Source organism: Streptomyces sp. NPDC059003 (assembly GCF_042740445.1).
Lineage (GTDB): Bacteria > Actinomycetota > Actinomycetes > Streptomycetales > Streptomycetaceae > Streptomyces.
Genome location: NZ_JBHYJH010000047.1, coordinates 48,358 through 56,266 on the forward strand (window position 1 = coordinate 48,358; position 7,909 = coordinate 56,266).

The following is a 7,909-nucleotide window of genomic DNA, read 5'->3' on the forward strand; positions in this document are numbered from 1 at the left end:
CAGCCCCCGTTCCCGCGCTGTCCCGACGTGAAGGGGCCCACGCCCGCCCACCGCGCCCAGCGGGCCGCGCCGGAGGCTGGCGGAAGGGCGGCACGATCGGATCGTGCCGCCCTTCGGCGTGCCTCCGGCGCCAGGTCGTGTCGGCAAAGTCCCGCCTGCCCCGCGACGCCTGGCGCGACCTAGGCCGAGGGCCAGGCCTCCGCGAGCATCTTGCGGGTGTCGGCGAGGAGTTGGGGCAGCACCTTCGTGTGGCCGACGACGGGCATGAAGTTCGTGTCGCCACCCCAGCGCGGCACGATGTGCTGGTGCAGATGCGCGGCGATCCCGGCGCCCGCGACCGCTCCCTGGTTCATGCCAATGTTGAAGCCGTGCGCCCCGGACGCGGCGCGCAGGGCCGTCATCGCCTGCTTGGTCAGCTCGCCGAGCTCGGCCGTCTCCGGCCCGGTCAGCTCGGTGTAGTCGGCGACGTGGCGGTAGGGCACGACCATCAGATGGCCGCCGTTGTACGGGTACAGATTGAGGACCGCGTACACGTGCTCGCCGCGCGCGACGACGAGGCCGTCCTCGTCGGACTTGGCCGGGATCGAGCAGAAGGGGCAGCCGTCGTCGGCCCCCGGACCGCTGGGCTTGTTCTCCCCTTGGATGTACGCCATCCGGTGGGGCGTCCACAGGCGCTGGAACGCGTCCTGCGTCCCCACTCCGATCTGCTGCTCCGGCTCAGTCGTCATGGTGGCCAGCATATTCGCCGCCACGGACGTGACGAGGGGCGGCCCCGAACGGGACCGCCCCTCGCGCCAGGCGTACGCGGCGGCCGTCAGACCTGGGTACGCTCCGCCACGACCTTCACGATCTTGGCGATGGCGTCCTCGGCCGGAATGCCGTTCTCCTGCGAACCGTCGCGGTAACGGAACGAGACGGCGCCGTTCGCCATGTCCTCGTCGCCCACGATGATCATGAACGGCACCTTGCTGCGCTGCGCGTTGCGGATCTTCTTCTGCATGCGGTCCGAGGACGCGTCGACCTCGATCCGCAGCCCCTGCTGCCTCGCCTTCTCGGCGAACTCCTGCAGATACGGCACGTGCGCGTCACCGACCGGGATCCCGACCGCCTGCACCGGGGCCAGCCACGCCGGGAAGGCGCCCGCGTAGTGCTCGAGCAGCACGCCGAAGAACCGCTCGATCGAGCCGAACAGCGCGCGGTGCAGCATGACGGGCTGCTGCTTGGAGCCGTCCGCCGCGGTGTACTCGAGGCCGAACCGCTTCGGCTGGTTGAAGTCGACCTGGAGGGTCGACATCTGCCAGGACCGGCCGATCGCGTCCTTCGCCTGCACCGAGATCTTCGGGCCGTAGTACGCGGCCCCGCCCGGGTCAGGGACCAGCGGAAGGCCCTGCTTCTCGGCGGCCTGGCGCAGCGCCTCGGTGGCCTCGGCCCAGTCCTCGTCCGAGCCGATGAACTTGTCGGAGTCGTCGCGGGTGGACAGCTCGAGCTCGAACTCGTTCAGGCCGTAGTCGCGCAGCAGGTCGAGGACGAAGGTGAGGAGCTTGTCGAGCTCCTCGGCCATCTGCTCCTTGGTGCAGTAGATGTGCGAGTCGTCCTGGGTGAAGCCGCGCGAGCGGGTCAGGCCGTGCACGACGCCCGACTTCTCGTAGCGGTACACGGTGCCGAACTCGAAGAGGCGCAGCGGCAGCTCGCGGTAGGAGCGCCCGCGCGACTTGAAGATCAGGTTGTGCATCGGGCAGTTCATCGCCTTGAGGCGGTAGTTCTGCTCGTCGAACTCGATCGCCGGGAACATGCCCTCCGCGTAGTGCGGCAGGTGCCCCGAGGTCTCGAAGAGCTTCTCCTTCGAGATGTGCGGGGTGTTCACGAACTCGTAGCCCGAGTCCTCATGGCGCTTGCGGGAGTAGTCCTCCATCACCTTGCGGATGACGCCGCCCTTGGGGTGGAAGACCGCGAGGCCGGGGCCGAGCTCCTCCGGGAAGGAGAACAGGTCGAGCTCCGCGCCGAGCTTGCGGTGGTCGCGCTTCTCGGCCTCCGCGAGGAACTCCAGGTGCGCCTTCAGCTCGTCCTTCGACGGCCACGCGGTGCCGTAGATGCGCTGGAGCTGCGGGTTCTTCTCGCTGCCTCGCCAGTAGGCGGCGGCGGAGCGCATCAGCTTGAACGCCGGGATGTTCCGGGTGGTGGGCAGGTGCGGACCGCGGCAGAGGTCCTTCCAGCACAGCTCGCCGGTCTTGGCGTCCACGTTGTCGTAGATGGTGAGCTCGCCCGCGCCGACCTCGGCGTCGGCGCCGTCGGCGGCCTGCGCGGCGTTGCCCTTGAGGCCGATGAGCTCCAGCTTGTACGGCTCGTCGGCGAGCTCGACGCGGGCGTCGTCGTCGGTGGTGACGCGGCGCGCGAACCTCTGCCCCCGCTTCTGGATCTCCTGCATCTTCTTCTCGATGCGCTTGAGGTCCTCGGGGGTGAAGGGCTCCTTGACGTCGAAGTCGTAGTAGAAGCCGTCCCGGATGGGCGGGCCGATGCCGAGCTTGGCGTCGGGGAAGAGCTCCTGCACGGCCTGGGCCATGACGTGCGCGGTGGAGTGGCGCAGGATGTTCAGGCCGTCCTCGGAGGAGATCTCGACGGGCTCGACCTCCTCGCCGTCCTTCAGCTCGTACGCGAGGTCCTTCAGCTCGCCGGCGACGCGCGCGGCCACGATGGTGCGCTCGCCCCCGAAGAGGTCGGCGGCCGTAGTGCCCGTGGTCACCACGCGCTCTTCCCGCTCGGAATCGCGTTGGATGATCACACGGACGTCTGACACCGGTCTCTCCTGCCTGAAGGGGTCTGCGGCAGATCTGCTCCTGCACGCGCAACGAATCGTACCGAGCCCCGGGGGCCCACCGCGAAACGGTTATCCCCGGTCCCCGCTCAGGTCCCGCTCCCGTCCCGCGCAAGCCCCGTGAACGCCCCGCCCGGGGCCCGGCCTCAGTCCCCGCTGCACGCCTCCTCGAAGAAGTCCAGGTTCTCCTGGAGCGACTTCATCAGGCGGTCCCGCTCGGCGTCGTCCACCTGCACCGGCACCACCTGCGTCGCGTCGGTCAGGCGCCGGAAGCCGCCGCGGCTCTCCAGACGGCCGTGCACCCGGATCGGCAGGCCCAGCAGATGGGCGTGCCCGGCGATCCGGTACGCCTCCTCGTCGAGGGACATCCGTACGTGCGGGACCTCGGCGCCCGCGAGGACCCGCACCCGCACCGTGCCGGAGCCGCGCGGTCCCGAGCGCCGCATGCGCACCACGGCCCCGGTGATCCGCACGGGCACGGACGGCTCGTCGCGCAGATAGCGGGCCCCGGCCTCCCGCAGGACCGCGAGGTCCCCGGGCGAGAACTCGACGGGTTCGGCGGACGCCGCACAGCCCTCGGGCGTGCCTGCGGCGGGCGACCACGCGACGTGCACGCGGGCGCCCTCGGTGCCGCGGACGAGGGCGACGACGGCCTCGACGAGCTCATGGCTCACGCCGGCCCGGACGGCGCCGTCGAAGGCGTCCATGCCGCCGGTGGCGCGCCGGTAGTCGATGGCTTCGCGGGCGGCGTACAGGGCCTGGTGCAGCCGTACGGCGAGGGGCCGGCCCGCGGGTACGGGCACGAAGGCGGTCAGCTTCCGTCCGCCCGGGGCGGGGCCGACGAGGACGTTCTCCAGGGACGCGGCGGCGGGGCGGCGGTGGCGTGCGCCGTAGTACCCGGCGCGTTCGCGGGCCGCGAGGGCGCCGGCGAGGAGCATCTGGCGGGCGGCGGCGCGCAGCTGTTCCTCGACGGTCCAGGGCGCGGCGCCGGCGGGGCCGCCCGGCACGTCGCGCCACCAGCGGATCTCGTCGCTGGGCACGGCGAGCGAGACGAGGACCTCGCGCGCGGACGGCGAGGAGCTGCGGGCCAGGGCGGTGAGCGCCTCGCCGAGCAGGTCGTCGCTGTCGGGGAAGGCGCGGCTCTCGGGCACGAGGAGGCTGGTGCCGCCGTGGCCGGTGCCGGGCGGGGTCCAGCGGGAGTAGCGCCCGGCGGCCCCGCCCCTGCGCCGCCAGCCGTGCCGGTCGAGGAGGGCGCCGAGGACGGCGGGGTCGACCTGCGCGGGTTCGGGCGGGTCGGTCCACCGGAGCGGGGTGGGGGCGGGGTGGGGGCGCACCCCGTGTACGGGGGCGGGCTCGTCGATCGGGCGGTGCATCAGGGTCTCCCTCCCGTCCCGACGCGCGTCATGATCTCGCAGAGCGCCCGGTCGTCGAAGATCCGTGCGGTCGGGACGCGGACGGTGGTCCGCCGCCTGCCGGTCACGGGGTGCCCGGCGAGGTTGGTCCAGTAGCAGCAGTGCCGCAGGTCGAGCCGGTCGTGACCGGCGCGCAGCCAGTCGTCGCGGGACCGGGGCACGAGCATGACGACGAGTATTTTGTGCACGGACACCGGCGTGCGGGCGAGCTTCACCAGGTGGGCGTTGTCCAGGGTGAAGGAGAAGGCGGGCCCCGCCGGGTGGGGCGGTATCTGGTACGTGCACTTGAGCTGCACCTTGATGGTGACCTCGTCGTCGACGGTGTGGCCGGGGGCGCTGTGGCTGACGTGCCAGTCGATGCCGTTGTCCGGAAAGGGCTGGGAGAGCGAGCAGCCCGCGGCGGCCGCGACCGCGTGCAGATAGCCCACCTGAAGGGTCTCCATACAGGCGGTGGTGGCGAGAGTGCCGCGCGGCGGTGCGATCCGCTCGGGCAGCAGCCCGCCCTGTTCGGGCTGCGCGAGCGCCATGTCCCCAAGCCTTCCGAACCGGTGGTCCCGTTCGGGCCGGTCGATGTCCGTGCCCTGAACCTGTGGTGCCGTACCTCTGTTGTCTCCGGGGCGGGTTCGGCGCAAACGGCCCGGGTATCACCAGCGTGGGCAGTAGTGCAGGTCAACTGCCGGATCTGAACGAGGAGTTGCGTCGGGATGACGTGCTGGTATGAGGGGCCCTTGGCCGCATTCGACACGGAGACCACGGGTGTCGACGTCGAGACCGACCGGATCGTGTCGGCCGCCGTCGTGGTGCAGAACGGCGCGGGTGCCCGGCCGCGCGTGACCCGCTGGCTGGTGAACCCGGGCGTACCGGTGCCCGAGGCCGCCACCGCGGTGCACGGTCTGACGCAGGAGCATCTGGAGCGCAACGGCCGCTGGCCGGCTCCGGTGATGGAGGAGATAGGGCGCGAGCTGGCGGAGCAGGGCGCGGCGGGGCGGCCCCTCGTGGTGATGAACGCGCCGTTCGACCTGACGCTGCTCGACCGGGAGTTGCGCAGGCACCGGGCGTCGTCGCTCGCGCGCTACGTGGAGAGCTATCCGCTGTGCGTCATCGATCCGCGGGTACTCGACCGGCATCTGGACCGCTACCGCAAGGGCCGGCGCACGCTGTCGGACCTGTGCGAGCTCTACGGCGTGGAGCTGAGCGGCGCGCACGACGCGGCGGCCGACGCGCAGGCCGCGCTCGATGTCGTCCGGGCAGTGGGGCGCCGCTTCTCGGCGCGCCTCGACCGCCTGTCCCCCGCGGAGCTGCACACGTTGCAGGCGGTGTGGCACGCGGCGCAGGCGCGCGGTCTGCAGGCGTGGTTCGCGCGCAGCGGTTCGTCGGAGGCCGTGGACCCGGCGTGGCCGCTGCGTCCCGAACTGCCCGCGGCGGCCTGACCGTTCACCGCGCGAAGCCTGCGGCTGCCGTGTCGTCAGGGCATGAAAAAACCGGTCCGTCAGTGACGGACCGGCATTCTCCGGGTGGGCGATACTGGGTTCGAACCAGTGACCTCTTCGGTGTGAACGAAGCGCTCTCCCACTGAGCTAATCGCCCGGGAACGCACTGAACAATACAGGTCCGGGCGCCGATCCTTCAAACCGCCCACCCGCCACCCGACCGCCACCCCTCAACGACGCGCTACGCGCGGCCCCTCCAGGTCCAGGTACGAGGCCAGGCCCCTGCGGCCCGCCCGCATCATCAGCGCGTGGTTCAGCCGGAACAGCGGCCTGCCGGGGACGGCCAGGCGTCGCATCAGCGGCTTGCGGACCTCGACTTCCTGGTCGTAGCGCACGAGGGTGCCGCCCGCGGGCGCCGCGGTGAGCGTCCAGCGGGCCCAGCCGTCGAGGTCGCCGCTCATGGTGATCTCGAGGACGCCGCGTCCGGGGTCGCGGCGCGCCTCCCGGGCGGTGATCACGAGGTCGTACGGAAGCAGCGAGCGAAGCCGCACGGTCCCGCTGCGGTCGTCGACGCGCGTCACCTCGCGGACCTGAGGCCACCAGGCCGGGTAGTCCTCGGCCCGCTCCAGGACCGCGTACACGGCGGCGGGATCCGCGGACAGGATCCAGCGGCTTCGGAATCGGTAGTGACACCAGTCCATGGAGCAAGTGTGCGCCGCACGGAACCGACGGTGCGTCAACTCGGAGGAAATAGGAATGAGTTATTCCGGGCGGCGCGCGGAGGCCGCGAATTTCCATGAAAGGCCGTCAAATACGGCAGTGGCCCGGAGGCTGTTTCCAGCCTCCGGGCCACAATCCCGGGTGGGCGATACTGGGTTCGAACCAGTGACCTCTTCGGTGTGAACGAAGCGCTCTCCCACTGAGCTAATCGCCCGGGCGCAGAGAGAACATTACCCCATGTCAGGGGGTGCCTCCGACCACCCTGCCGGGCACCCCGGCAGGGCCCGGATCACTGATCGTTGATCTTCCAGGGCATCTGGATGCCGAACTTCCAGAGGTAGATGCCGCCGAGGGCCGCGATGATCACCAGGCCGATGACGGTGAGGATGATGTTGCGCCGGCGCACGCGCGGGTCGAGAGCGCGCTGTGCGGCCTCGGTGACCTTCCGCTTTGTCCAGCGGAGCACCAGTTGCGCCCAGACGAACTCGGTCGCCCAGATCGCCATGCCGCCGAAGATGACCACCCAGCCCGGTCCGGGCAGCGGCAGCATGATGATGCCCGCGATCACCACCGCGAGGCCCACGATGAACACGCCGACCTGCCAGCTCAGGTGCAGGGCCCGGCGCGCCTTGACGAACTCCGGCGCCCGCGAACCGAAGGGCTTCTCGGGCTTGGTCCGGCCCTCCGCGCCCTCGGTCGCGTCGGCCACCGCCGGCTCGTTACTCCCCGTATTCATGCCGCCAAACCTTACCGGACGGAAACCCGTCACCGGAATGGCCGTACGAACCAATGGGACAGTCCGCCATACGAGCCACCTAAAGACACGCAAAACTCCCAGAGGGGTTTACAACGGCACCGTAGGTGGCATGTCGATTTCGCCGACGTGCGAATCCCCGAGCGCACACTGAGCGAAAGGCCTTGGCGCTTATGAACACCACGGTCAGCTGCGAGCTGCACCTGCGCCTCGTTGTGTCGAGCGAGTCCTCACTGCCTGTACCCGCAGGACTGCGGTATGACACGGCCGATCCCTACGCCGTGCACGCCACCTTCCACACCGGAGCCGAGGAGACCGTCGAGTGGGTGTTCGCCCGCGACCTCCTCGCCGAGGGCCTGCACCGGCCCACGGGCACCGGAGACGTCCGAGTCTGGCCGTCCCGCAGCCACGGTCAGGGCGTCGTCTGCATCGCCCTGAGCTCCCCCGAGGGCGAGGCTCTGCTCGAGGCCCCGGCGCGGGCCCTGGAATCGTTCCTGAAGCGTACCGACGCGGCCGTGCCGCCCGGCACCGAACACCGCCACTTCGATCTCGACACGGAGCTCTCGCACATCTTGGCCGAAAGCTAGTCCGGCCGGTCCGGGAGCCGCCCGCCGCCGTCCGACTCGGGGAGACGGCGCGGGTGAAGCGCGGGTACGACAACGACATACCGGAAGGCACAGCAGGCACCGGCGCCGGAGCCGCGGAATTCCGCGGCGGCCGGGCCGGGGGGGGGGGGGGCCGCGGCGCCCGCCGCGCCCGCGGGCGCGCCGCGGCGAGAGGT

Annotated in this window: 8 protein-coding genes and 2 tRNA genes; 2 read left to right on the plus strand and 8 right to left on the minus strand. The window is 71.1% G+C overall.

Annotated elements, in window-relative coordinates:
- Positions 1-179: 179 nt before the first annotated feature.
- From ACFWZ5_RS18635 to ACFWZ5_RS18650, 4 genes are all read right to left on the minus strand, one after another.
- On the minus strand, positions 180-740 hold the full coding sequence (locus ACFWZ5_RS18635) for an HIT family protein (protein ID WP_384805145.1): 561 nt from the start codon (positions 738-740) through the stop codon (positions 180-182).
- A 74-nt stretch (positions 741-814) separates the two neighbouring features.
- Positions 815-2,794 (minus strand): threonine--tRNA ligase, encoded by a 1,980-nt coding sequence (gene thrS, locus ACFWZ5_RS18640; protein ID WP_384805141.1) that lies wholly within the window; start codon positions 2,792-2,794, stop codon positions 815-817.
- A gap of 164 nt (positions 2,795-2,958) precedes the next feature.
- Complete coding sequence (locus ACFWZ5_RS18645; protein ID WP_384805143.1) at positions 2,959-4,188, minus strand: hypothetical protein; 1,230 nt, start codon at positions 4,186-4,188, stop codon at positions 2,959-2,961.
- On the minus strand, positions 4,185-4,751 hold the full coding sequence (locus ACFWZ5_RS18650) for a DUF4365 domain-containing protein (RefSeq protein WP_384805139.1): 567 nt from the start codon (positions 4,749-4,751) through the stop codon (positions 4,185-4,187). The genes ACFWZ5_RS18645 and ACFWZ5_RS18650 overlap by 4 nt, the downstream gene beginning before the upstream one ends.
- A gap of 177 nt (positions 4,752-4,928) precedes the next feature.
- Here ACFWZ5_RS18650 and ACFWZ5_RS18655 point away from each other — a divergent pair, with 177 nt between their 5' ends.
- The gene (locus ACFWZ5_RS18655) at positions 4,929-5,654 is read left to right on the plus strand and encodes a 3'-5' exonuclease (RefSeq protein WP_384805137.1); all 726 of its coding nucleotides are present in this window, start codon (positions 4,929-4,931) and stop codon (positions 5,652-5,654) included.
- An 85-nt stretch (positions 5,655-5,739) separates the two neighbouring features.
- Here the strand turns inward: ACFWZ5_RS18655 and ACFWZ5_RS18660 are convergent.
- The 4 genes from ACFWZ5_RS18660 to ACFWZ5_RS18675 all read right to left on the minus strand — a co-directional run bounded on the left by ACFWZ5_RS18660 (position 5,740) and on the right by ACFWZ5_RS18675 (position 7,110).
- A tRNA-Val gene (locus tag ACFWZ5_RS18660) sits at positions 5,740-5,811 on the minus strand.
- Between the two features lie 73 nt (positions 5,812-5,884).
- A complete protein-coding gene (locus tag ACFWZ5_RS18665; RefSeq protein ID WP_384805135.1) occupies positions 5,885-6,355 on the minus strand; it encodes an SRPBCC family protein in 471 nt (156 codons plus the stop codon).
- 161 nt (positions 6,356-6,516) lie between these two features.
- A tRNA-Val gene (locus ACFWZ5_RS18670) sits at positions 6,517-6,588 on the minus strand.
- A 75-nt stretch (positions 6,589-6,663) separates the two neighbouring features.
- Positions 6,664-7,110 carry a TIGR02611 family protein gene (locus tag ACFWZ5_RS18675; RefSeq protein ID WP_384805133.1) on the minus strand — a complete coding sequence of 149 codons (447 nt, stop codon included), beginning with the start codon at positions 7,108-7,110 and terminating at the stop codon, positions 6,664-6,666.
- 191 nt (positions 7,111-7,301) lie between these two features.
- On the opposite strand from ACFWZ5_RS18675, the gene ACFWZ5_RS18680 reads away from it, so the two are divergent.
- Complete coding sequence (locus ACFWZ5_RS18680) at positions 7,302-7,715, plus strand: SsgA family sporulation/cell division regulator (RefSeq protein WP_003959770.1); 414 nt, start codon at positions 7,302-7,304, stop codon at positions 7,713-7,715.
- Positions 7,716-7,909 lie beyond the last annotated feature (194 nt).

Coding starts and splice junctions, on each gene's coding strand:
- ACFWZ5_RS18635 (WP_384805145.1), bottom strand. CDS start 740: ATGCTGGCCACCATGACGACTGAGCCGGAGCAGCAGATCGGAGTGGGG.
- ACFWZ5_RS18650 (WP_384805139.1), bottom strand. CDS start 4,751: ATGGCGCTCGCGCAGCCCGAACAGGGCGGGCTGCTGCCCGAGCGGATC.
- ACFWZ5_RS18655 (WP_384805137.1), top strand. CDS start 4,929: ATGACGTGCTGGTATGAGGGGCCCTTGGCCGCATTCGACACGGAGACC.
- ACFWZ5_RS18665 (WP_384805135.1), bottom strand. CDS start 6,355: ATGGACTGGTGTCACTACCGATTCCGAAGCCGCTGGATCCTGTCCGCG.
- ACFWZ5_RS18675 (WP_384805133.1), bottom strand. CDS start 7,110: ATGAATACGGGGAGTAACGAGCCGGCGGTGGCCGACGCGACCGAGGGC.
- ACFWZ5_RS18680 (WP_003959770.1), top strand. CDS start 7,302: ATGAACACCACGGTCAGCTGCGAGCTGCACCTGCGCCTCGTTGTGTCG.